The organism is Mesorhizobium sp. C395A, assembly GCF_030323205.1.
GTDB lineage: Bacteria > Pseudomonadota > Alphaproteobacteria > Rhizobiales > Rhizobiaceae > Mesorhizobium.
The window spans coordinates 4283376-4306026 of record NZ_CP100473.1 but is presented as its reverse complement, the minus strand read 5'-3'; the positions used below and the strand labels follow the sequence as shown (position 1 = coordinate 4306026).

The window sequence follows — 22651 nt, the reverse complement described above, 5'->3', positions numbered from 1 at the left end:
AGACGATCATGTGGACCGGAGTTTTCCCCGCCGTCACGACCAAGTTTACTGATGACGACCGCCTCGATCATGCCGAGATGGAGCGCTGCTTTGCTTTGCAGATGGAGGCAGGCTGCGACGGTATCATCGTCTGCGGTTCGCTCGGCGAAGGGCCGATGCTGTCGCATGACGAGAAGATCGAGGTGCTGAAGACGGCCCAGAAAGTTGCAGGCAACAAGCCGGTGCTGCTGACGGTCAACGAGGCGGGCACCCGCGAGGCGGCGAGCATCGCAAAGCGCGCGAGCCGGGAAGGCGCCAACGGGCTGATGGTGGTACCGAGCCCGATCTATCACACCAACCCGGAAGAGACGGTCGCCGCCTTGCGCGCCGTCGCTCAGGCCGGCGACCTGCCGGTGATGATCTACTCCAACCGCCTCGCCTACCGCGTCGACGTCACCGTCGACCAGATGGAGGAACTGGCCGCCGACAAGCGCTTCGTCGCCATCAAGGAGTCCTCCGACGACATCCGCCGCTCGACAGAGATCATCAACCGCTTCGGCGACCGCTACGATCTGTTCACCGGCGTCGACAATCTCGCCTTCGAGGCGCTGTCGGTGGGCGCCATCGGCTGGGTGGCGGGTCTGGTCGTCGCCTTCCCGCGCGAGACCGTCGCCATCTACCAGCTGATGAAGCAGGGCCGCCGCGAGGAGGCGCTTTCGATCTACCGCTGGTTCCGGCCGCTGCTCGATCTCGATGTCTCGACCTATCTGGTCCAAAACATCAAGCTTGCCGAAGTGCTCGCGATCGACACAAATGACCGCGTGCGCATGCCGCGCCAGCCGCTGTCGGGCGAGCGCCGCAAGACAGTCGAGAAGATCATCAATGACGCGCTGGCGGTACGGCCGAAGCTGCCGCAGTTCTGAAGGCTTTCTTCTCCCCGTGCACGGGGAGAAGATGGCGGCAGCCAGATGAGGGGCAGCGCCGACGTGCAAGGAAATTCCAGGGACACAGAGGAGGGCCGCCGCCCCTCATCCGCCCTTCGGGCACCTTCTCCCCGTGAACGGAGAGAAGGGATGGACGTCGCCATTGTCGGTGGCGGCATTGTCGGCATCTGCGCGGCGGCCATGCTGGCCCAGGCCGGACGCAGCGTCACGGTCTTCGACCGCACCGGCATCTGCGAGGAGACGAGCTCCGGCAATGCCGCCGGCTTCGCCTTCTCCGACGTGCTGCCGCTGGCGCATAAGGGCATGATGCGGCACTTGCCGAAATGGCTTGCCGATCCGCTCGGGCCACTCAGCATCCCGCCAGCCTATCTGCCGAAGCTGTTGCCTTGGCTGTTGCGCTTCTGGCGCGCCGGCGCACCGGCAAAATATGAGGCGAGCCTTGCTGCTCAGGCAGACATGATGAAGCTCGCCGAGGCCGAATGGATGGGACTGCTCGACCGTTCCGGCACGCGGCCGATGCTGCGCGAGGACGGTTCGCTGGAACTTTATGAAAGCGAGGCCGAGTTTCAGGCCGGCCTCCCGGGCTGGGCGGCGCGCCAGCGCTTCGGCATCGACTTTCGCCATGTCGAAGGCGACGAACTGGCGCGGCTGCAGCCGGGACTGTCGCCGCGCTTCATCAAGGGCACCTTCGTGCCGGGCTGGAAGACCGTCGCCGATCCGAAACTGCTCGGCAAGGCGGTGTGGGCCTATGCCGAAAGGCTGGGCGCGCGTTTCGAAAAGGCGCGCATAGAGCGCGTCGCCGCCAATCCTGATGGCGCGACGCTGACGCTGACCGACGGCACGACCAGGCAGGCAAGACATCTTGTCGTGGCCGCCGGGGCATGGTCGCATCTGCTGGCGAAGGCGCTTGGCGACACCATCCCGCTCGAAACCGAGCGCGGCTACAACACCACACTGCCGAAGACCGCTTTCGACGTGCAGCGAATGCTGATCTTTTCCGGCCATGGCTTCGTCATCACGCCACTCGACACGGGCTTGCGCGTCGGCGGCGCCGTCGAGTTGGGCGGTCTCGACCGGCCGCCGAATTTTGCGCGCTCGAAGGCCATGCTGGAAAAAGCCAGACAGTTCCTTCCGGGGTTGGACGCGTCAGGCGGCCGCGAGTGGATGGGCTATCGCCCGTCGCTGCCGGATTCGTTGCCCGTCATCGGCACGGCGCGCACCGCGTCCAACGTCGTCTACGCCTTTGGCCATGGCCATCTCGGCCTGACCCAGGCGGCGGCCAGCGGCCGCTTGATCCGCGATCTTGTTCTCGGGCAAACTTCGCCGATCGATCTTGCTCCCTTCAGCCCGCAACGGTTTTGAGTTCGAGGAAATCATGGCCAAAAAATCCTTCTTTTGCATCGACGGCCATACCTGCGGTAATCCGGTGCGGCTGGTCGCCGGCGGCGGCCCTTTGCTTCAGGGGTCGACGATGATGGAGCGGCGGGCGCATTTCCTGGCGGAGTATGACTGGATCCGCACCGGGCTGATGTTCGAGCCGCGCGGCCACGATGTCATGTCGGGCTCGATCCTCTATCCGCCGACGCGCGAGGATTGCGACATAGCCATCCTGTTCATCGAGACGTCGGGCTGCCTGCCGATGTGCGGCCACGGCACGATCGGCACGGTGACGATGGCCATCGAACATGGGCTGATCAAGCCGAAGACACCCGGCGTGCTCCGGCTCGACACACCGGCCGGGCTGGTTATCGCCGAATACAAGCAAGTCGGCGACTATGTCGAGGAGGTGCGCATCACCAATGTACCGTCCTTCCTTTATGCCGAGGGACTGACGGTCGACTGCCCGCAGCTTGGCGAGATCACTGTCGATGTCGCCTATGGCGGCAATTTCTACGCCATCGTCGAGCCGCAGGCGAATTTTCGCGACATGGCTGATTATTCCGCCGGCGATTTCATCGCCTGGAGCCCCGTGGTGCGGCAGCGGCTCAACGAGAAGTACTCGTTCGTGCATCCGGAAAACCCCGGCATCAACCGGCTGTCCCACATGCTGTGGACGGGCGAGCCGACAATGGCGGGCGCGGATGCGCGCAACGCGGTCTTCTATGGCGACAAGGCGATCGACCGCTCACCTTGCGGCACCGGCACCTCGGCGCGCATGGCGCAGTTCCATGCCAAGGGCAAGCTCAAGGCCGGCGACAGTTTTGTCCACGAATCGATCATCGGCTCGCTGTTCAAGGGCAAGGTCGAGAAGGACGTCACTGTTGCCGGCAAGCCGGCCATCATTCCCTCGATCGGCGGCTGGGCGCGGATGACCGGCCTGAACACCATCTTCATCGACGACCGCGATCCGTTCGCGCACGGTTTTGTGGTTAAGTGATACGGTAGGCTGCCGATCATCCACCGAGACCAGGACTTGGACCCAGGGCGGGACCTCTTGGCGAAACCAGTCAGCGAAAGGTTAGCGCGTTGTGCGAGGCATCGACCGCCATAGTCGGGAAGTAACCCATGTTGCAGCTGGTCAGTACGGAATGTGGCTAAAAAACGAAGCCCGCCAACAACGCAAAGATTCGTCTCATCACCTAATTTTGACCGGGATTTCTTCGAAATGAGGTCGCTGGTCCGGCTGAATCGTCAAAGACATTGCGTTATGCCAATGATAGGGTCCGCGATAGTCCAGGGGTGGGGAGCAAAAAAACGGGCAATCGGAAGGCGTGCCGGCAAAACACGCTCGACGTTTGAAAAATCACGTTGCAATCCGGGCTCGAAACTTTACGACTAGGGGAAATACGAAAAGGAATGCGTCTGCATGGGCGACATTCCAGGGGAGCCATGTACACATGCAGTACTTTGTCCAGCAGCTTATCAATGGGCTGACGCTGGGATCGATCTATGGGCTGATCGCAATCGGCTACACGATGGTCTACGGCATCATCGGCATGATCAACTTCGCCCACGGCGACATTTTCATGGTCGGGGCATTCGCCGCCCTCGTCGTCTTCCTCATCCTCGGCTCCTTGTTCTATTCGGTGCCGGTCGTCCTGGCGCTGCTGATCATGATGATCGTGGCGATGCTGCTCACCAGCCTCTACAACTGGACGATCGAGAAGGTGGCGTACCGGCCGCTGCGCGGTTCGTTCCGGCTGGCGCCGCTGATCACCGCCATCGGCATGTCGATCGCGCTGTCGAACTTCATCCAGGTGACGCAGGGCCCGCGCAACAAGCCGATCCCGCCGATGGTCAGCCAGGTCTACAACATCAACGGCATCAGCGTGTCGCTGAAGCAGATCATCATCGTCGTCGTCACCGCCCTGCTGCTGGCGCTGTTCTGGTACCTGGTCAACAGGACTTCCCTCGGCCGGGCGCAAAGGGCGTGCGAGCAGGACCGCAAGATGGCGGCGCTGCTCGGTGTCGATGTCGACCGTACGATCTCGATCACCTTTATCATGGGTGCAGCGCTTGCGGCCGTCGCGGGCACGTTGTTCCTGATGTATTACGGCGTCATCGCCTTTTCCGACGGCTTTGTGCCGGGGGTCAAGGCCTTCACCGCGGCCGTTCTCGGCGGCATCGGGTCTCTGCCGGGCGCGGTGCTTGGCGGGCTTTTGATCGGCTTCATCGAGAGCATGTGGTCGGCGTATTTCTCGATCGACTACAAGGACGTCGCGGCGTTCTCGATCCTGGCGATCGTGCTGATCTTCCTGCCTTCCGGCATTTTGGGCCGGCCAGAAGTCGAAAAGGTCTGAGACAATGGCGGTTTCCGTATCCTCGGAGCGCGACACCGTCGCCTCCCCCGTGCAGCGTGCATTGCGCGAAGCGTTCTATGCCGGCGCCATCTCGCTGGGGTTGTTCATTCTCTTCATCGGCCTGAAGACCGACCAGAACATAAGCAACCAGCTGATCCTGGTGCAGCGCTGGTTGCTGCTCATCACCGTGGTCGTGCTGACCATGCTTGGCCGCTTCTTCTACATTGCATATGGCCAGCCGTTCATGGCCAATCAGAAGATCACCAATGTCGCCACCGGCCTGTTGCCGGCGAGCGTCGCGTCGCGCTTCTTCCTGCTTCCGGCCTTCATCGTCGCCGTCGTGCTGGCGGTTGTCCTGGTTGCGTTCGGCAGCGCCCTGCCGGTGTTGGTGGGACCCGATCTGGCCGGCTACCTTCAGTTCCTGCGCGCATTGGCCGTCATTTACGCGCTCGCTTGCGTGATCTTCTATTTCCGCTCCTTCATCCACGCCAATTTCACCAAGCTCGGGATTGCGGCGCTGGTGCTATACCCGATCCTCGTCGTCGTGGTGCTGTCGATCTACGCGTGGTCGATAACCGGCGGCCTGCAGGGCTCGTTGAAGTGGGTCGACAATTTCGGCATCCAGATCCTGATCTATGTGATGCTGGCCTGGGGGCTGAACATCGTCGTCGGCCTCGCCGGCCTGCTCGATCTCGGCTACGTCGCCTTTTACGCGGTCGGCGCCTATGCCTATGCGTTGCTCGGTTCGCAATACGGCCTGTCGTTCTGGATCCTGCTGCCCGCCGCCGGCGCCATGGCCGCCTTCTGGGGCGTTATGCTCGGCTTTCCGGTGCTCAGGCTTCGTGGCGATTACCTGGCGATCGTGACGCTGGCCTTCGGCGAGATCATCCGCCTGGTGCTGATCAACTGGCGTGAAGTCACCAACGGCTCGGCCGGCATCTCCGGCATCCCGAAGGTCACCTTCTTCGGCCTGATGACGTTCAATTCGACCGACCCGAACTACATCGGCAAGGTGCTGCACATCGCCCAGTCGAGCGCCTACTACAAGATCTTCCTCTACTATCTCATTCTCGGGCTGGCGCTGCTGACCGCCTTCGTCACCATCAGGCTCAGGCGCATGCCTGTCGGCCGCGCCTGGGAAGCGCTGCGCGAGGACGAGATTGCCTGCCGCTCGCTTGGCATCAACACCACCACCACCAAGCTCACCGCCTTTGCCACCGGCGCCATGTTCGGCGGTTTTGCCGGCGCCTTCTTCGCCGCACGGCAAGGCTTCGTCAGCCCTGAATCCTTCGTCTTCCTGGAATCGGCGATCATCCTGGCCATCGTGGTGCTCGGCGGCATGGGCTCGCTGGTCGGCATCGCGGTCGCCGCGCTGGTGATGATCGGCGGCACCGAGGCGCTGCGCGAACTCGATTTCCTGAAAAGTGTCTTCGGAAATGATTTCACCCCGGAGCTTTACCGCATGCTTTTGTTCGGCATGGCGATGGTCATCGTCATGCTGTGGAAGCCGCGCGGCTTTGTCGGCAGCCGTGAACCGACGGCCTTCCTCAGTGAACGAAAAGCGGTCTCCTCCTCCTTCACCAAGGAAGGGCACGGCTGATGAGCGCGACCTCCATTCAGAAGACCAATCCGGGTATGAAAGACGCCATCCTCCAGGTCGAGCATCTTTCGATGAAGTTCGGCGGCCTGATCGCCATCGGCGACCTGTCGTTCCAGGCCAAGCGAGGCGAGATCACCGCGCTGATCGGACCCAATGGCGCCGGCAAGACCACCGTCTTCAATTGCATCACCGGCTTCTACAAGCCGTCGGAAGGCATGATTACGCTCAACCGGGCCGACGGCTCGAGCTTCCTGCTCGAACGGCTGCCCAATCATGAGATCCCGGCGCGCGCCAAGGTGGCGCGCACCTTCCAGAACATCCGCCTGTTCTCGGGCATGACGCTGCTGGAGAATCTGCTGGTTGCCCAGCACAACAAGCTGATGAAGGCATCCGGCTACACGATCTTGGGCCTATTCGGGATCGGCGGCTACCGCAGGGCCTCGGCTGAATCGGTGGAGCTTGCCAAGCACTGGCTGGAGAAGGCCGACCTTGTCGATCGCGCCGACGATCCGGCCGGCGACCTGCCCTATGGCGCGCAGCGGCGCCTCGAGATTGCGCGCGCCATGTGCACAGGGCCCGAACTTCTGTGCCTCGACGAGCCTGCGGCCGGTCTCAATCCGAAGGAATCGGCAGCGCTGAATTCGCTGCTGATGGACATCAAGAGCAGTACCTCGATCCTGCTGATCGAACATGACATGTCGGTGGTCATGCAGATTTCCGACCATGTCGTGGTGCTTGAATATGGCCGCAAGATTTCCGACGGCAGCCCGCAATCGGTGCGTACCGACCCGCGCGTCATCGCCGCCTATCTCGGCGTCGACGACGAGGAGGTCGAGACGGTGCTGACCGAGGTCGGCGATGAAGACGTCATCGAGCAGCTGGACATCGGGCCGGATTCGGCTCACGGACCAGGCACATCGTCTTCCTATCTCGCCGGCCCGGTAAGCGACACGATCGGCCACAGCCAGGGCGAGCGGGTCACAGTGTCGAAGGGAGCTTCAAAGGCCACCCAATACGATACAAGAGCCAACTCCGCGCCAAGAGCACCGTCCGAGCGTCTAACGGCCAAGTCCAAACCGGCGGCCACCAAATCCCCGACAGGCAAGCCGCGCGGAGGGCGTAAGTGATGGCCGAGACGACGCTGCTCGACATCAAGGGCGTCGAGACCTACTACGGCAACATCAAGGCGCTGAACGGCGTCGATGTCCACGTCAACCAAGGCGAGATCGTCGCGCTGATCGGCGCCAACGGCGCCGGCAAGTCAACGCTGATGATGACCATCTTCGGTGCGCCGCGCGCTCGTGCCGGCTCAATCACTTTCGCCGGCACCGACATCACCCAGATGCCGACGCACGAGATCGCTCGCATGCGCATTGCGCAGTCGCCGGAAGGCAGGCGCATTTTCCCGCGTATGACGGTGATGGAAAACCTGCAGATGGGCGCCGGTCTCGACAACCTCAAGCACTATGACGAGGATGCCGAGAAGGTGTTCGCGCTGTTCCCGCGCCTCAAGGAGCGCATTGCCCAGCGCGGCGGCACGCTGTCGGGCGGCGAGCAGCAGATGCTGTCGATCGGACGTGCGCTGATGGCGCGGCCGAAGCTGCTGCTGCTCGACGAGCCGTCGCTGGGTCTGGCGCCGCTGATCGTCAAGCAGATCTTCGATGCCATCCGCGAACTGAACCGCACGCAAGGGCTGACCGTGTTCCTGGTCGAGCAGAACGCCTTCGGCGCGCTCAAGCTCGCCACGCGCGGCTACGTCATGGTCAACGGCAACGTGACCATGAGCGGCACAGGCAAGGAATTGCTCGCCAATCCGGAAGTGCGCGCGGCCTATCTCGAAGGCGGCCATCACTGATTTTGGAGCGGAATGTATGCAAACGGTATTCCGCTCCAACTTGTTTGTTTGTCGCATGACCTTTGTCCGAAAAGTCTGCAACTTTTCGGGATCATGCTAGGGAGTCTTCATCATGCAAGGCATTCTTCACGAGGAACCTTCCATCTGGCAGTTCTTCTTCGTCACCTGTCTACTCGGCGGCTGGGCGGCATGGATGACCGGCAAGGCCAGCGCCCAGACATGGCGCAGCCTGCCGGCGCTGTTCGCCTATCTGCTGGGCCTCGGCATAGGCATCAGGTTCATCCATCATGCCCTGTTCGGCGGCACGATGTTTTCGCTGCAATACTATGTCGTGGACACAATCGTGCTCATGATATTGGGGTTTGTCGGCTATCAATACACGCGCACGAACCAGATGGTGACGCAGTATAATTGGCTTTACGAACGTGCTTCGATCTTAAGCTGGAAACCGAAAGGTTGAAGTTCATCATTAACGCCGTTCCGGGGATGAATCGGCGTGACAAGGGCCTGAAAATCGGCAAAGTACGCTTTCTGCGATAAGGGTGGGCATCGCATGAAAGTTTCATCCACGCCCACCTCGTAAATGGGAGCGTTTAAATGAAGAAATCACTTTTGTCCGCCGTTGCCCTGACCGCGCTTGTCGCGTTCGGTGGCAATGCATGGGCTGACGTTATCGTCGGCGTCGCAGGTCCGATCACCGGTCCGAATGCGGCCTTCGGTGCGCAGCTGCAGAAGGGTGCGGAAGCGGCCGTTGCCGACATCAACGCAGCAGGCGGCATGAACGGCGAGCAGATCAAGCTCGAAGTCGGCGACGACGTCTCCGATCCGAAGCAGGGCATTTCAGTCGGCAACAAGTTCGTCGGCGACGGCGTGAAGTTCGTGATCGGCCACTTCAACTCGGGCGTCTCGATCCCGGTTTCGCAGGAAGTCTACGTCGACAACAACATCGTCGAAGTAACCCCGGCGGCGACCAACCCGAAATTCACCGAGCGCGGCCTGTGGAACGTGTTCCGCACCTGCGGACGCGATGACCAGCAGGGCGGCATCGCCGGCGGCTATATCGCGACCAACTTCAAGGACGCCAAAGTTGCCGTCATCCACGACAAGACCCCCTATGGTCAGGGCCTTGCCGACGAGACCAAGAAGGCGATGAACGCAGCCGGCCTGACCGAAGTCATGTACGAAGGCGTCAATGTCGGCGACAAGGACTTCTCGGCGCTGATTGCCAAGATGAAGGACGCCGGTGTTACCCTGATCTATTGGGGCGGCCTGCACACCGAAGCCGGCCTGATCATCCGCCAGTCGGCGGACCAGGGCCTCAAGGCTACCCTGATGTCAGGCGACGGCATCGTTACCGACGAGTTGGCTGCGATCGCCGGCGATGCGGTTATCGGTACGCTCAACACCTTCGGTCCGGATCCGCGTCTGATCCCCGAGAACAAGGCACTGGTCGAGAAGTTCCGCGCTCAGGGCTTCGAGCCGGAAGCGTACACTCTCTACTCCTACGCCGCCATGCAGGTGATCGCCGAGGCTGCTGCCGTGGCCAAGTCGAACGACCCCGTGGAAGTGGCCAAGGCGCTGCACGAGAAGGGCCCGTTCAAGACCGTTCTGGGCGATCTCGCCTATGACGCGAAGGGCGATCCGAAGCTCCCGGGCTACATCATGTACGAATGGAAGAAGGGTCCGGACGGCAAGATCTCCTGGTTCCCGAAGTCGTAATTCGGAACACAGCTCTATGGAATGCCCGGCGCTCGCGCCGGGCATTTTTCTTTGGTGCAGGGCGGCAGCGAGGGTGGCTGGACAAGCCGTTAGCCGGGTCGAATTTGTGCGGGCACGACAATTAGCGTCAGCTCGCGACGCCAATCGCACGCAGCTTTTCGAGCCGTTGTGCTAGAATCGCATTTAAATCGGTTTAATCTCTCCCCGATTTTGGTTGCACTGCAGCATTTTCGCGTTAATCATGCCTCTGCCTCATCCCTCCCTGTCCGGAGCCTCCTTCCTTGGCCATCACGAAGATCCTCGTCGCCAACAGGTCCGAAATTGCCATCCGCGTCTTTCGCGCGGCAAACGAGCTCGGCCTCAAAACCGTGGCGATCTGGGCCGAGGAGGACAAATATTCGCTTCATCGGTTCAAGGCCGATGAAAGCTACCAGGTCGGGCGCGGGCCGCATCTGGCCAGGGACATGGGGCCGATCGAAAGCTATCTGTCGATCGAGGAAGTGATCCGCGTCGCCAGGCTGTCCGGCGCCGACGCCATCCATCCGGGCTATGGCCTTCTGTCGGAAAGCCCTGAATTCGCAGATGCCTGCGCCGAGGCCGGCATCACCTTCATCGGGCCGAAGCCCGACACGATGCGCCGGCTCGGCAACAAGGTCGCCGCGCGCAATCTGGCCATCGAGGTCGGCGTGCCGGTGGTGCCGGCAACCGAACCGCTGCCGGACGACATGGAAGCAGTCAAGCAGCTCGCCAAGACAGTCGGCTATCCGGTGATGCTCAAAGCATCGTGGGGCGGGGGCGGGCGCGGCATGCGCGCCATCCGCACGGAAGCCGATCTCGCCCGCGAGGTGATGGAAGGCAAGCGCGAGGCCAAGGCCGCCTTCGGCAAGGACGAGGTCTATCTCGAAAAGCTGATCGAGCGCGCCCGCCATGTCGAGGTCCAGGTGCTCGGCGACACGCATGGCAACGCTGTACATCTGTTCGAGCGCGACTGCTCGATCCAGCGCCGCAACCAGAAGGTCGTCGAACGGGCGCCGGCGCCCTATCTCAGCGAGGCATTGCGCCAGGAGCTTTGCGGCTATGCGCTCAAGATCGCGCGCGAGACCAGCTATATCGGCGCCGGCACGGTGGAATTCCTGCAGGACGCCGACACCGGCAAGTTCTACTTCATCGAGGTCAATCCGCGCATCCAGGTCGAGCACACCGTGACCGAGCAGGTGACCGGCATCGACATCGTCAAGGCGCAGATCCACATACTGGACGGCTTTGCCATCGGCACGAAAGAGTCGGGCGTGCCGGCGCAGGCCGATATCAGGCTGAACGGTCATGCGCTGCAGTGCCGCATCACGACCGAGGATCCGGAGCATAGTTTCATTCCGGACTACGGCCGCATCACCGCTTATCGCGAAGCCGCCGGTTTCGGCATCCGCCTCGACGGCGGCACCGCCTATTCGGGCGCGGTCATCACCCGCTTCTACGATCCGCTGCTGGAGAAGGTGACTGCCTGGGCCCCGACACCGGCCGAGGCGATCGCCCGCATGAATCGGGCCCTGCGCGAGTTCCGCATCCGCGGCGTGGCCACCAACCTCACCTTCCTCGAGGCAATCATCAACCACCCGCGCTTCGCCGACAATTCCTACACGACCAGGTTCATCGACACGACGCCGGAGCTGTTCGCGCAGGTGAAGCGGCAGGACCGCGCCACCAAGCTGCTCAACTATCTGGCCGACGTCAGCGTCAACGGCCATCCCGAAACCCGCGGCCGACCGATGCCGAAGGCCGATGCGGCAGCGCCTGTCGTGCCCTATCTCAACGGCAATGTGCCTGATGGCAGCAAGCAGAAGCTCGACGCGTTGGGGCCGGAGAAATTCGCTGCCTGGATGCGTGAGCAAAAAGAGGTGCTTGTCACCGACACGACGATGCGCGACGGTCACCAGTCGCTGCTCGCCACCCGCATGCGCACGCATGACATTGCCGGCATTGCCGGCACCTACGCGCGGGCGCTGCCGCGGCTGCTGTCGCTGGAATGCTGGGGCGGCGCCACTTTCGACGTCGCCATGCGCTTCCTCACCGAGGATCCGTGGGAGCGGCTGAGCAAAGTGCGCGAAGCAGCCCCCAACCTTTTGCTGCAGATGCTTCTACGCGGCGCTAACGGCGTCGGCTACACCAACTATCCCGACAATGTCGTGCAACATTTCGTCAGCCAGGCCGCTGCTGGCGGCGTCGACCTGTTCCGCGTCTTCGACTGCCTGAACTGGGTCGAGAACATGCGCGTCGCCATGGACGCGGTGGGCGCCGAGGGCAAGCTGGTCGAAGCAGCGATCTGCTACACCGGCGACATCCTCGATCCGACGCGCGCCAAATACGACCTTAAATACTATGTCGGGTTGGCGAAGGAATTGCAGGCAGCCGGCGCCCATATCATCGCCGTCAAGGACATGGCCGGGCTTTTGAAGCCTGCCGCCGCCCGCGTGCTGTTCAAGGCGCTGCGCGAAGCCACCGACCTGCCGATCCATTTCCACACCCACGACACGTCAGGCCTGTCGGCGGCGACGGTGCTGGCGGGCGTGGAAAGTGGCGTCGACGCCATCGACGCGGCGATGGATTCCTTCTCCGGCAACACCTCGCAGCCTTGCCTGGGCTCGATCGTCGAGGCGCTGAAGGGAACCGAGCGCGATCCCGGCCTCGATCCGCAATGGATCCGCAACATCTCCTTCTACTGGGAAGCGGTGCGCAACCAGTATGCGGCCTTCGAAAGCGATCTCAAGGGGCCAGCCTCGGAAGTCTACCTGCACGAGATGCCGGGCGGTCAGTTCACCAACCTCAAGGAACAGGCGCGTTCGCTCGGGTTGGAAACGCGTTGGCACGAGGTGGCACAAGCCTATCACGACGTCAATTTGATGTTCGGTGACATCGTCAAGGTGACGCCGTCGTCCAAGGTGGTCGGCGACATGGCGCTGATGATGGTGAGCCAGGATCTGACCGTTGCCGACGTTGAAAACCCGGCCAAGGACATCGCCTTCCCGGACTCGGTCGTCTCGATGCTGCGCGGGGATCTCGGCCAGTCGCCCGGCGGCTGGCCTGCGAAGCTGCAGAAGAAGGCACTGAAGGAAAGCAAGCCGATCTCCGTGCGGCCGGGCTCGCTGATCAAGCCAGCCGACCTCAAGGCCAGCCGCAAGGAGATCGAGCAGAAGCTGGAGCGCAAGCTCTCGGAGTACGAATTCGCCTCCTGGCTGATGTATCCGAAGGTGTTCACCGACTTCGCCGCCGCGCAGGAAACCTACGGGCCGGTCAGTGTGCTGCCGACGCCGACCTATTTCTACGGCATGAAGTCCGAAGACGAGATCTTCCTGGACATCGAAAAAGGCAAGACGCTTGTGGTGCGCTGCCTTGCGATCGGCGACGTCGACGAGAAGGGCATGGTCACCGTGTTCTTCGAGCTCAACGGCCAGCCGCGCCGTGTCCGGGTGCCGGACAGGGCGCATGGCGCCTCGGCGGCCAAGGCTCGGCGCAAGGCCGAGCCCGGCAACGAGGCGCATGTCGGCGCGCCGATGCCGGGCGTGGTCTCCGCCCTTTCGGTTGCCGCCGGCCAAGCTGTCAAGGCCGGCGACGTGCTGTTGTCGATCGAAGCCATGAAGATGGAGACGGCCCTGCATGCCGAGCGCGACGGCACAGTGGCCGAAGTGCTGGTCAAGGCCGGCGATCAGATCGATGCGAAGGATCTGTTGATCGCGTTTGGCTGACGCGCGGATCCATCACACTGGGGACGGCTGGCAGCAGCCGTTCACGAAGCGCCGATAATGGCTTGACCCGCCGCGCCTGCTCGGGCATCGAACCCGCTCCCAATTTACCGCGCCAGAATCGCGGTGCGAAAAAGTAGCGGAGAAAAAACATGGCCGACGACATCACAGATACCAGCCAGACTGTTGCCGCCGGCCAGTTGCGCGCCTTCATCGAGCGCATCGAGCGGCTCGAGGAAGAAAAGAAGACCATCGCCGACGACATCAAGGAAGTGTTCGCCGAGGCCAAGGGCACCGGCTTCGACACCAAGGCGATGCGGTCGATCATCCGGCTGCGCAAGAAGGACCAGGCCGAGCGCCAGGAAGAGGAAACCATCCTCGATCTCTACAAGGCCGCGCTCGGCATGGTGTAAGGCTGTCTGGAAATTCTACTCCGGCTGATATCGCCAGAGCGAATTCGAAACAGTCTCGGGCCAAGGAATGATGCTGGAACGGGCATCGAACCATGAGCGAATTCGACTTCGGCGCCCGCCGCGCCTCTGAATTCCGCCAACGCAGCTTCTGGGCGCTGTTCGCCGAACGGCATCCGGAGGAACGCGCTTCCATGGCGCGGCGCGGACCCTGGTTCTGGCAGCGCGGGCTGCCCGACTTCGCCCTGGTCCTGTCCATGTATGTCGCGCCGGCGCAAAGCCAAGTTGGCGTCTTTTTCGGCCGTAACGAGAAGTTCGGCGCGACCGGGGTCTGGTCGCGGCTGAAGCCGTTCCAACCGGCAATCGAAGACAGGCTGAAGCTCAGGCCGGAGCAGAGCTGCGAGGCCCTCGGCATCAATTCGATGTGGCGGGTGAACTGCTATGCCGAGGACAACTGGCCGGCCATGGCCGACTGGCTGGTGACGGAATGCTCGCGCTTCGAGCGCGCCGTCACCGACGTGCTGAGAGAGGGATAGCTATCAGGTGTTGGTGCAAAGCATCGGATCCTTCTTCGGCTCGCGCTGGCAAGGCGCGGTTCCGGTCGAGCGGTTGTTCTGGCGCGATCTAGTCCTTGTCGGCACTGCGATCAACATCACCTCGTCGGTGGCCGCGCTCATTCTGCTCGGCTTGAAGCTGCCGCTCGCCGTCGTCCTGGCGGTGCATTTCGCGCCCGTGCCCTACAACATCTTTCTGACCTTTGCCGTCTGGCGAACCACGGAAAAATCCAGTGGCGCCAAGGCTTCGTTGATGACGCTCGGGGCTACGCTTTGGCTGATCCTGGTGGTGGTTGTCTGAGAAGATTGACACGAAAAAGGCGGCCGAAGCCGCCCTTTGAAGATGGTGGTCAAGCCGCGGCTTAAGCCGCCGGCTCGAATTTCAGCGCCACGCCGTTGATGCAATAGCGCAGGCCGGTCGGCGGCGGGCCGTCCTCGAAGACATGGCCGAGATGGCTGCCGCAGCGGGCGCAGTGGCATTCGGTGCGGACCATGCCGTAGCTGCGGTCGACGGTGTTTTCGACCGAACCGGGCACCGGATCATTGAAGCTCGGCCAGCCGGTGCCGCTCTCGAACTTGAGCTTGGATTCGAACAGCGGCTGGTCGCAGCCGACGCAGGAAAAGGTGCCGGCGCGCTTTTCGTAGAGCAGCGCGCAGCTTCCGGGCCGTTCGGTGCCATGGCCGCGCATGACCGCATATTGCTCGGGCGTCAGGCGGGCGCGCCATTCGGCGTCGGTGCGGGTGACAGGGTAGGTGTGGGTGTCCATTTGATCTCCTCAGCCTTGGCGGCTTGTTGTTGGTTGCAAGCTATATTCGCTTAGAGATAGGCGTTTGTTACGTGTTTTGCTCGCATTTTCAGCCGAGCTCCTACCCAATCGCCTGAAGATAGCGGGCGATCGACGCATGAAATGCCGTTCTTGCGCCGCCGATGATGTTCTGCTGCCACCACGCGCCGTAGATGTCGTCGAATTCGAAAGGCTCAAGTGCCGCCGCGATGCGTCGCACGGCCGGCGCATTGAGCGGAATGTAGTTCGGATAGCTGTACATGAAGCTGACATGGCGACGCGTCGGCGTCACCTGCAATATGTCGCCGGACAGCAGGGCGTTACCGTCATCGCGTTTCCAATGCAGCACCTGGCCGCCGGCAAAATGGCCACCGCAACGCACGAGTGTCAGCGACGGGTTTATGGCCAGCGTCTCGCCCGCCCAGCTGACGATGGCGTTGTGCGGCCGCATGATCCACTGGCGGTCGTCGGCATGGAGATAGATCGGCACGCCGCCAAACGCCTCGCTCCACTCGACCATCACCGAATAATAGTGGCAGTGCGAAATGGCGATCGCGGCCAGGCCGCCGCGACGGTTGATTTCGGCTACCGCCTCGTCGCTCACCATCGAGATGCAATCCCACAGCACATTGCCGTGCGGCGTCTGCGCCAGCAGCGCCCGCTGGCCGATAGCAAAGCGCGGCTCGATGCCGAAAGCGAGAACGCCGGCATCGTCCTTCATCACAAGCCTATGCCCGGCAGAGAGTTCTTCCCCAGTGATCCAGGCCTGGCCTTCCCAGCGCACATATTGCCGCTCGTCCTCGCAGATCGGGCAATTTTCTGGAGGGGTCTGCGTTGCCGCGAACTGGACGCCGCATTGCGGGCAAAGAAAGCAGGTCATCGGTTTTCCTCTCATATCAATGCTTGCGTGAAAGCTGCTTGGTCGCGGCTTCCAGCCCGGCCATCGTCAGCGGGAACATGCGGCCGCCGAAGAGATCGCGGATCATCGCGATCGAATGGGTGAAGCCCCAGTTTTTCTGGTTTTCGGGGTTCAGCCAGACCGCATTCGGCCATTGCTGCAGCAGCCGGCCAAGCCAGACGCTGCCGGCTTCCGGGTTCCAATGCTCGACCGAGCCGCCGGGATGCGCGATCTCGTAAGGGCTCATCGAAGCGTCGCCGACGACGATGACCTTGTAGTCCGGGCCGTATTTGTGGAGCAGGTCGAAGGTCGGGATGGTCTCGGCATGCCTGCGGCGGTTGTCCTTCCAGACGCCCTCGTAGAGGCAGTTGTGGAAGTAGAAATATTCGAGCTGGCGGAATTCGGCGCGGGCGGCCGAAAACAGCTCCTCGACGCTTTTGATGTGGTCGTCCATCGAGCCGCCGACATCGAAGAACATCAAGAGCTTCACGGCGTTGCGCCGTTCGGGGCGCGTCTGCACATCGAGATAGCCGTGCTCGGCGGTGGCATGGATGGTGCCGGGCAGGTCGAACTCTTCCTCCGCACCCTCGCGCACCCAGCGGCGCAGGCGCTTCAGCGCCACCTTGATGTTGCGGGTGCCGAGCTCGACGGCGTCGTCGAAATTTTTGAACTCGCGCTTGTCCCAGACTTTCACCGCACGGCGATTGCGGCTTTCATGCTGGCCGATGCGCACGCCTTCGGGATTGTAGCCATAGGCGCCGAAAGGCGAAGTGCCGCCGGTGCCGATCCATTTCGAGCCGCCCTGATGGCGGCCTTTCTGCTCCTCCAGCCGCTGCTTCAGTGTCTCCATCAGCTTGTCGAAACCGCCGAGCGCCTCGATCAGTTTCTTCTCTTCCTCGGTCAGGTGCTTTTCGGCGAGCCGGCGCAGCCATTCCTCAGGGATGTTGGCGACACCGACGGCATCGGGGCCGGTGAGCGCCTCGATCCCCTTGAAGACATGCGCAAACACCTGGTCGAAGCGGTCGATATGGCGTTCGTCCTTCACAAGCGCGGCGCGGGCGAGGTAGTAAAAACCCTGGACGTCATAGTCGACCAGCCCGGCCTCCAGCCCTTCCAGCAGCGACAGATATTCCCTGAGCGAAACGGGAACCCGCGCGGCCTTTAGTTCGAGAAAGAAGGGGAGGAACATGGTTGGCCGTTATCTATGCCGAACGGTCACGGCGGAGTCGCCACGGGCACTGTCGATTTCGCCGGATTGCAGAAGATTTGCCACAGTACGTGGGTTGGGCATGGGCAAGTGCTTTGCGATGCGGGCTTCCGCCCCATTCGCGCATAGCCGACGCGGCATCGGCTATCGCTTCAGCCGGGTTTGCGCCGGCCCCGTGGCAGCCGGCGAGATAGGGCATCCGCACTCCCCAAACGCCGTCACTGCCATCCACGATTCCGACATAGCGGATCATTCGGCTCCTTCCGCGTTATTTCGATCGCGCTCGCATCATAGCAGATCATACTCGATAAAACCTGTCCGCCGCGCGACATGGTCGTAGAGCTTGCGCGCTGTGGCGTTGGTTTCGTGGGTCATCCAATAGACGTTCTTGACGCCGATCTTGCCGGCTTCCTGCTTGACCGCTTCAATGAGGGCCGCACCGATGCCCTTGCCGCGCACATCAGGGTCGGCGAACAGGTCCTGCAGGTAGCAGTTGTTTTTCTCCGACCAGCCGGAGCGGTGATAGAGATAATGGGTCAGGCCGACCGCCTTGCCGTCGAGCGTGGCGATAAACCCCTTCGGTTCGAATTCACCTTCCGTGAACAGTCGTTTCCAGGTGATGTCGTAGACCTCGTCCGGCAGCTTGGTCTCGTAGAAGGTGAGGTAGGCAGTCCACAGCCGCCGCCAGTCGGCATGGTCGGCCAGCGCCAGCGGACGGACGGTGATCTCCGTCATTTCGGTTCCTCCAAAGCCTTATCGGATTCCGGCGGAATCAGATCGGAAACACCATCGCCTAATCCACCGGCGAATTGTACTCGCGAAATGCGGTCGCCAGCATTTGCAGCGCGTCACGCGCCCGCGGCGCCAGATTGTGCGAATGCAGGACCACTTCGGAGGGGTCAAGCGACGGCAGGCCGAGCTTGCGGCCAACCTCGATCAGGCCGGGCGGAGCGACGCAGTGAGCCAGCGCCGAAACGGCAAAGCCCGCCGATATCGCAATGTTGACGGCCGCGCCGCCGCCGCCGACGAAGGCCTCCTCCCAGGCGATGCCTGCTTTGTCCAGCGCCTCGACCGCCCGCACACGATCCGGACAGTTGCACACGGTGCTTAAGAGCGCGAGGCGCAACGGCGTTCCGCGCTGCCACTCGAAGGAAGGTGCTGCGAACCAGCCATAGTGGTTGCGCGACAAGGTCCGGCCAGGACGGCTGTCGCCTTCGCGGTGCACGATGACTGCATCGAGCTCGCCGTGATCGAAAGCTTCCTTGAGCACCGTGCTGGTATCGATCCTCAAACTGAGCGTCAGCGATGGATCGTGCGCATGGAGCTGGGCAATCAGAATGGACAGCGCCGGACCGGCGGCATGATCGACAAAGCCGAGCGCAAGCCGGCACGGTGCTGACGCAAACTCCGCCATGGCGCGCTCGTGCGCGGCAAGGAAGTCACGCGCGGCGGGGAGGAAGACGGCGCCTCGTGCCGACAGGCTGACGCGGCGCGGCGTTCTTTCAATCAATCGCGCGCCGAGCTTCTCCTCAAGGCGGCGCAGCTTGACGCTGATCGTCGCCTGCGTGCTGCCCAGCGCCGATGCCGCCTGGGTGAAGCTCTGCAGATCGGCCACCATCACAAAGGTTCGTACGGCGTCCACATCAAGACTGGTCATCGCAGCACTCCATTGGGCCGATCATTCCGTTTTGTCATTTCTGATATAGCCGAGCATAGCCTTTTTTCATGGTCGAGTCTCCTCTATCTCAAACTGGTCGCGGTTTGAAGAGCGCCTCATGCTCGGATGGAAAGAGATCGATATGCCAATTCAACGAAACACCATAGCGCTCACCGGCGTGTGCCTGGCGTCGCTGCTGTTCGGGCTCGAAATCTCCAGCGTGCCGGTGATCCTGCCGAAACTGGAAAGCGTGCTCGCCGGCAATTTCAGGGATTTGCAGTGGATCATGAATGCCTACACCATCGCCTGCACGACAGTGCTGATGGCGACAGGGACATTGGCCGACCGTTTCGGCCGCAAGAGCGTGATGGTGATCACCACCGTCGCCTTCGGCCTCGCCTCGCTGCTGTGCGGCCTGGCTCCGAGTGCTGCACTGCTGATAGCCGCCCGCTTCCTGCAAGGCCTCGCCGGCGGCGCGATGCTGACCTGCAGCGTCGCCGTGCTGTCTCACCAGTTCCAGGACGGCCGCGAACGCGGCAAGGCTTTCGTCGCCTGGAGCGTCGTCTCAGGCATCGGGCTCGGTTTCGGGCCCGCCATCGGTGGCTTGATCGTGGCGCTGTCGAACTGGCAATGGGTGTTCCTCATCCACGTGCCGCTGGCGATCCTGGCGCTCGCCTTTATCGGCGCCGGTGTCACGCAATCGCGCGATCACAACGCCCAGAAGCTCGACTGGGCCGGCATGCTGACGCTGTCGGCGGCGGTGTTCGGCTTTTCCTATCTGATCACGCAAGGTGCGGATCTCGGGACCAGCGCCCGCATCGGCGTGATATCAGCCTCCGTGGCTGCGTTCATCGCTTTCCTTGTGGCCGAGAGGGTCAATCCCTATCCGATGTTCGATTTCTCCGCGTTCCGCATCCGCCAGTTTTCCGGCGCGATCATGGGCGCCATCGGCATGAATTTCAGTTACTGGCCGTTCATCATCTATCTGCCGATCTATTATTCGGGCGTTCTCGGCTATGACAGCACGACGACCGGCCTGCTGTTGCTCGTCTACACGCTGCCCTTCATGGTGATGCCGCCGATCGCCGAGCGCATTCGCGCGCGCTATCAGGCACGAATTGCCATCCCGCTCGGTCTGCTGACGCTAGGGATCGGTTTCATCGCCATGTGGATCGGCTCCAGGCTCGAGGGCGCCACCTGGCTGACCATGCTGCCCGGCACGCTGATTGCCGGCATCGGCATCGGTCTCACCAATTCGCCGACCACCAATACCACGACCGGCGCGGTATCGCCGGATCGTGCCGGCATGGCGTCCGGCATCGACATCAGCGCACGCCTGATCACGCTCGCTATCAACATCGCGGTGCTCGGCCTGCTGCTGACGCAAGGTATCGTTTCCCACCTGCGGGCCACACTCGGCGCGGCTTTGGAGCCGGATGAGTTGCGGGCACTGGCGGAAAGGGTCGCCACCGGCAATCTGGAGGGCCTTGCGCAGGGGACGCCGAAGCTCGCAGCCCTCGACCCATCCGGCGCCATCGTGCATGCCGCGCTGGTCAATGGTTTCGGCTGGGTCATGCTCTATTGCGGGATCGGCGTTCTCGCCCTGTCGGTCATCGGCTTCGTCATCTTCGGGCCGAAGCGCGTCGCGCCGCAGGAGAGAGGGTTTGCTCCCGCGGAGTAAGCGGCCAAAGCCGCCCGTAGCTGTCAGCCAACCCTCGATCCTCACCCCTGCCGTCTGGCCATGAAGGCCAGGCGTTCAAACAGATGCACGTCCTGTTCGTTCTTGAGCAGTGCGCCGTGCAGCTTCGGCAGCGCGCTCCTGGGGTCGGCGCGCAGATCCTCGGGTGCGATGTCGTCGGCGACCAGCAGGCGGATCCAGTCGAGCGCCTCGGAGGTCGACGGCTTCTTCTTCAACCCCTGCACATCGCGGATCTCGTAGAACTGGGTCAGGGCAGCACGCACCAAATTCTGCTTTATGCCGGGATAGTGCACGTCGACGATTTTGTGCAGCGTGTCGACATCGGGAAAGCGGATGTAGTGGAAGAAGCACCGGCGCAGGAAGGCGTCGGGCAGTTCCTTCTCATTGTTGGAAGTGATGATGACGATGGGGCGCACAGCGGCGCGGATCGTTTCGCCGGTTTCGTAGACGAAGAACTCCATCCGGTCGAGTTCCTGCAGCAGGTCGTTGGGGAATTCGATATCGGCCTTGTCGATCTCGTCGATCAACAGCACGACCTTCTTACCGGCCGCGAAGGCGTGCCAGAGCTTGCCGCGCTTGATGTAGTTTTTGATGTCGTTGAACCTGGCATCGCCGAGCTGGCTGTCGCGCAGCCGCGAGACAGCATCATATTCATACAGTCCCTGCTGCGCACGGGTGGTCGACTTGACGTGCCATTCGATCAGGTCGAGGCCGAGCGCCGATGCCACCTGGCGGGCAAGCTCGGTCTTGCCGGTGCCCGGCTCGCCCTTGACCAGCAACGGCCGCTCCAGCGCGATCGCGGCGTTCACCGCCACCATCAGATCCTTGTCGGCGACATAGGCCGCCGTGCCTTCGAAACGCATACTTGCTCCTCGGTTGGTCAGCGCGAGCGTAAGGACGCTGCTTGACCTGTGCAAGGGCGAGCCGGCTGCGACCAAAGCGTGTGAGATCGAAATGGAAACATCGGCTCATGTCACTAGCGCTTGACCGACCAGCCGCCTATATTGGGCTTGGCGGTCTGCGCTTCCCGGCAGGAGAACATTTTCCCCGGGGCCTTAACGATCCTTAGGGAGCTGTCCCTGGGAAGACCCGTGGGTTTTCTCATACGGCGCCCACCTACTTTGTAGGTTCCCGGGATCGCTCTCTCCACCGGTTGTGTGGATCGTCACTTACCTCTATCCGCCCAGTTTGGCGGATGATGTGGTAGAAAACGTCGCTCATGAAACGTCACCCAGATCCGACCTTTTCTATCGTCCGCGCATGACATCTCCCAAAGACCTGAAAAAGCAGTTGCGCCTCGAGGCACTCGGCCGTCGCGATGCGCTCGATCCGCTGTGGCGGGTGGAGATCGCGCTTGAAATGGCCGAGACGGCGCGCGACCACCTCGCCATCGAGCCGGGTCAGATCGTTTCAGCTTTCTGGCCGATGCGATCGGAAGTCGACGTCAGGCCGCTGATGTTCGCCTTGCGCGAGAACGGGGCCAGGCTTTGCCTGCCGGCCATCCTCGACAAGACCACCATCGTCTTTCGCGAACTGGTGCGCGGCGCGCCGATGGTCGAGATGGGTTTTGGCACGGTCGGTCCGCATGCGGAGGCCGAGGTTCTCGATCCCGCGGTGATGCTGGTGCCGCTCGCGGCCTTCGACAGCCGCGGTCATCGCATCGGGTATGGCGCCGGCTATTACGACCGCGCCATCGCCAGGCTGATCGACAAGGGCCAGCCGCCACGACTGATCGGCATCGCTTTCGATTGCCAGGAGGTGGGTCTGGTGCCGGATGAGGCGCACGACGTCATCATCCCGGAAATACTCACCGAGAGCGGTTTGCGCCGCTTCGACATCGCTTAAAAGACCGCGATCCCGCTTAACG

Annotated in this window: 20 protein-coding genes, 1 other RNA gene and 1 pseudogene; 16 read left to right on the top strand and 6 right to left on the bottom strand. The window is 62.4% G+C overall.

The features are described 5' to 3' along the window. Positions 1-8: 8 nt before the first annotated feature. The 13 genes and pseudogenes from NLY37_RS21095 (at position 9) to NLY37_RS21035 (ending at position 14839) form a co-directional block, all read left to right on the top strand. Positions 9-902, top strand: coding sequence for a dihydrodipicolinate synthase family protein (locus tag NLY37_RS21095; RefSeq protein WP_023742229.1), 894 nt, complete (start codon positions 9-11; stop codon positions 900-902). 150 nt (positions 903-1052) lie between these two features. Beyond that, the gene (locus NLY37_RS21090; protein ID WP_084558990.1) at positions 1053-2285 is read left to right on the top strand and encodes an NAD(P)/FAD-dependent oxidoreductase; all 1233 of its coding nucleotides are present in this window, start codon (positions 1053-1055) and stop codon (positions 2283-2285) included. Between the two features lie 13 nt (positions 2286-2298). Then, positions 2299-3300, top strand: a complete 1002-nt coding sequence (locus NLY37_RS21085) for a 4-hydroxyproline epimerase (RefSeq protein WP_023742231.1) — start codon at positions 2299-2301, stop codon at positions 3298-3300. 460 nt (positions 3301-3760) lie between these two features. Next, positions 3761-4663 carry a branched-chain amino acid ABC transporter permease gene (locus NLY37_RS21080; protein ID WP_023668715.1) on the top strand — a complete coding sequence of 301 codons (903 nt, stop codon included), beginning with the start codon at positions 3761-3763 and terminating at the stop codon, positions 4661-4663. Between the two features lie 4 nt (positions 4664-4667). Continuing rightward, positions 4668-6263, top strand: a complete 1596-nt coding sequence (gene livM / locus NLY37_RS21075; protein ID WP_023742232.1) for a high-affinity branched-chain amino acid ABC transporter permease LivM — start codon at positions 4668-4670, stop codon at positions 6261-6263. After that, positions 6263-7369: pseudogene (locus tag NLY37_RS21070) on the top strand (ABC transporter ATP-binding protein); the annotation flags it as partial. The gene livM and the pseudogene NLY37_RS21070, both read left to right, overlap by 1 nt. Before the next feature lie 20 nt (positions 7370-7389). Beyond that, positions 7390-8118 (top strand): ABC transporter ATP-binding protein, encoded by a 729-nt coding sequence (locus NLY37_RS21065; RefSeq protein ID WP_023668718.1) that lies wholly within the window; start codon positions 7390-7392, stop codon positions 8116-8118. A 112-nt stretch (positions 8119-8230) separates the two neighbouring features. Continuing rightward, positions 8231-8578, top strand: a complete 348-nt coding sequence (locus NLY37_RS21060; protein WP_023668719.1) for a DUF6867 family protein — start codon at positions 8231-8233, stop codon at positions 8576-8578. A 137-nt stretch (positions 8579-8715) separates the two neighbouring features. Beyond that, positions 8716-9837: a branched-chain amino acid ABC transporter substrate-binding protein gene (locus NLY37_RS21055; RefSeq protein ID WP_023668720.1), complete on the top strand. Its 1122-nt coding sequence runs from the start codon at positions 8716-8718 to the stop codon at positions 9835-9837. A gap of 281 nt (positions 9838-10118) precedes the next feature. Continuing rightward, on the top strand, positions 10119-13577 hold the full coding sequence (gene pyc / locus NLY37_RS21050) for a pyruvate carboxylase (RefSeq protein ID WP_023742233.1): 3459 nt from the start codon (positions 10119-10121) through the stop codon (positions 13575-13577). A gap of 149 nt (positions 13578-13726) precedes the next feature. After that, a complete protein-coding gene (locus tag NLY37_RS21045) occupies positions 13727-13987 on the top strand; it encodes a DUF2312 domain-containing protein (protein WP_023668722.1) in 261 nt (86 codons plus the stop codon). Between the two features lie 92 nt (positions 13988-14079). After that, positions 14080-14520: a hypothetical protein gene (locus NLY37_RS21040; protein ID WP_023694568.1), complete on the top strand. Its 441-nt coding sequence runs from the start codon at positions 14080-14082 to the stop codon at positions 14518-14520. A 7-nt stretch (positions 14521-14527) separates the two neighbouring features. Then, positions 14528-14839 carry a hypothetical protein gene (locus tag NLY37_RS21035; protein ID WP_031196451.1) on the top strand — a complete coding sequence of 104 codons (312 nt, stop codon included), beginning with the start codon at positions 14528-14530 and terminating at the stop codon, positions 14837-14839. A 61-nt stretch (positions 14840-14900) separates the two neighbouring features. Here the strand turns inward: NLY37_RS21035 and msrB are convergent, their stop codons facing one another. The 5 genes from msrB to NLY37_RS21010 all read right to left on the bottom strand — a co-directional run bounded on the left by msrB (position 14901) and on the right by NLY37_RS21010 (position 19085). After that, complete coding sequence (msrB, locus tag NLY37_RS21030) at positions 14901-15305, bottom strand: peptide-methionine (R)-S-oxide reductase MsrB (RefSeq protein WP_013529102.1); 405 nt, start codon at positions 15303-15305, stop codon at positions 14901-14903. Positions 15306-15405: 100 nt separating this feature from the next. Beyond that, positions 15406-16203: an MBL fold metallo-hydrolase gene (locus tag NLY37_RS21025; RefSeq protein ID WP_023684142.1), complete on the bottom strand. Its 798-nt coding sequence runs from the start codon at positions 16201-16203 to the stop codon at positions 15406-15408. Between the two features lie 16 nt (positions 16204-16219). Then, positions 16220-17410: a vWA domain-containing protein gene (locus NLY37_RS21020; RefSeq protein ID WP_023700253.1), complete on the bottom strand. Its 1191-nt coding sequence runs from the start codon at positions 17408-17410 to the stop codon at positions 16220-16222. Positions 17411-17716: 306 nt separating this feature from the next. Further along, positions 17717-18163: a GNAT family N-acetyltransferase gene (locus tag NLY37_RS21015; RefSeq protein ID WP_023668728.1), complete on the bottom strand. Its 447-nt coding sequence runs from the start codon at positions 18161-18163 to the stop codon at positions 17717-17719. 58 nt (positions 18164-18221) lie between these two features. Then, on the bottom strand, positions 18222-19085 hold the full coding sequence (locus NLY37_RS21010; protein WP_023698426.1) for a LysR family transcriptional regulator: 864 nt from the start codon (positions 19083-19085) through the stop codon (positions 18222-18224). Positions 19086-19227: 142 nt separating this feature from the next. Here NLY37_RS21010 and NLY37_RS21005 point away from each other — a divergent pair, with 142 nt between their 5' ends. After that, positions 19228-20766: an MFS transporter gene (locus tag NLY37_RS21005; protein ID WP_023700254.1), complete on the top strand. Its 1539-nt coding sequence runs from the start codon at positions 19228-19230 to the stop codon at positions 20764-20766. Between the two features lie 41 nt (positions 20767-20807). Here NLY37_RS21005 and NLY37_RS21000 read toward each other — a convergent pair whose 3' ends face one another. Then, positions 20808-21647, bottom strand: a complete 840-nt coding sequence (locus NLY37_RS21000) for an AAA family ATPase (RefSeq protein WP_023700255.1) — start codon at positions 21645-21647, stop codon at positions 20808-20810. A 149-nt stretch (positions 21648-21796) separates the two neighbouring features. Here NLY37_RS21000 and ssrS point away from each other — a divergent pair. After that, positions 21797-21952, top strand: a non-coding RNA gene (ssrS, locus tag NLY37_RS20995) — 6S RNA. A 92-nt stretch (positions 21953-22044) separates the two neighbouring features. Further along, positions 22045-22629: a 5-formyltetrahydrofolate cyclo-ligase gene (locus NLY37_RS20990; RefSeq protein WP_023698428.1), complete on the top strand. Its 585-nt coding sequence runs from the start codon at positions 22045-22047 to the stop codon at positions 22627-22629. The last annotated feature ends 22 nt before the right edge of the window (positions 22630-22651 follow it).

Coding starts and splice junctions, on each gene's coding strand:
- msrB (WP_013529102.1), bottom strand. CDS start 15,305: ATGGACACCCACACCTACCCTGTCACCCGCACCGACGCCGAATGGCGC.
- NLY37_RS21020 (WP_023700253.1), bottom strand. CDS start 17,410: ATGTTCCTCCCCTTCTTTCTCGAACTAAAGGCCGCGCGGGTTCCCGTT.
- NLY37_RS21045 (WP_023668722.1), top strand. CDS start 13,727: ATGGCCGACGACATCACAGATACCAGCCAGACTGTTGCCGCCGGCCAG.
- NLY37_RS21025 (WP_023684142.1), bottom strand. CDS start 16,203: ATGACCTGCTTTCTTTGCCCGCAATGCGGCGTCCAGTTCGCGGCAACG.
- NLY37_RS21065 (WP_023668718.1), top strand. CDS start 7,390: ATGGCCGAGACGACGCTGCTCGACATCAAGGGCGTCGAGACCTACTAC.
- NLY37_RS21055 (WP_023668720.1), top strand. CDS start 8,716: ATGAAGAAATCACTTTTGTCCGCCGTTGCCCTGACCGCGCTTGTCGCG.
- NLY37_RS20990 (WP_023698428.1), top strand. CDS start 22,045: ATGACATCTCCCAAAGACCTGAAAAAGCAGTTGCGCCTCGAGGCACTC.
- NLY37_RS21040 (WP_023694568.1), top strand. CDS start 14,080: ATGAGCGAATTCGACTTCGGCGCCCGCCGCGCCTCTGAATTCCGCCAA.
- NLY37_RS21005 (WP_023700254.1), top strand. CDS start 19,228: ATGCCAATTCAACGAAACACCATAGCGCTCACCGGCGTGTGCCTGGCG.
- NLY37_RS21015 (WP_023668728.1), bottom strand. CDS start 18,163: ATGACGGAGATCACCGTCCGTCCGCTGGCGCTGGCCGACCATGCCGAC.
- NLY37_RS21095 (WP_023742229.1), top strand. CDS start 9: ATGTGGACCGGAGTTTTCCCCGCCGTCACGACCAAGTTTACTGATGAC.
- NLY37_RS21090 (WP_084558990.1), top strand. CDS start 1,053: ATGGACGTCGCCATTGTCGGTGGCGGCATTGTCGGCATCTGCGCGGCG.
- NLY37_RS21085 (WP_023742231.1), top strand. CDS start 2,299: ATGGCCAAAAAATCCTTCTTTTGCATCGACGGCCATACCTGCGGTAAT.
- NLY37_RS21000 (WP_023700255.1), bottom strand. CDS start 21,647: ATGCGTTTCGAAGGCACGGCGGCCTATGTCGCCGACAAGGATCTGATG.
- NLY37_RS21080 (WP_023668715.1), top strand. CDS start 3,761: ATGCAGTACTTTGTCCAGCAGCTTATCAATGGGCTGACGCTGGGATCG.
- NLY37_RS21060 (WP_023668719.1), top strand. CDS start 8,231: ATGCAAGGCATTCTTCACGAGGAACCTTCCATCTGGCAGTTCTTCTTC.
- NLY37_RS21010 (WP_023698426.1), bottom strand. CDS start 19,085: ATGACCAGTCTTGATGTGGACGCCGTACGAACCTTTGTGATGGTGGCC.
- livM (WP_023742232.1), top strand. CDS start 4,668: ATGGCGGTTTCCGTATCCTCGGAGCGCGACACCGTCGCCTCCCCCGTG.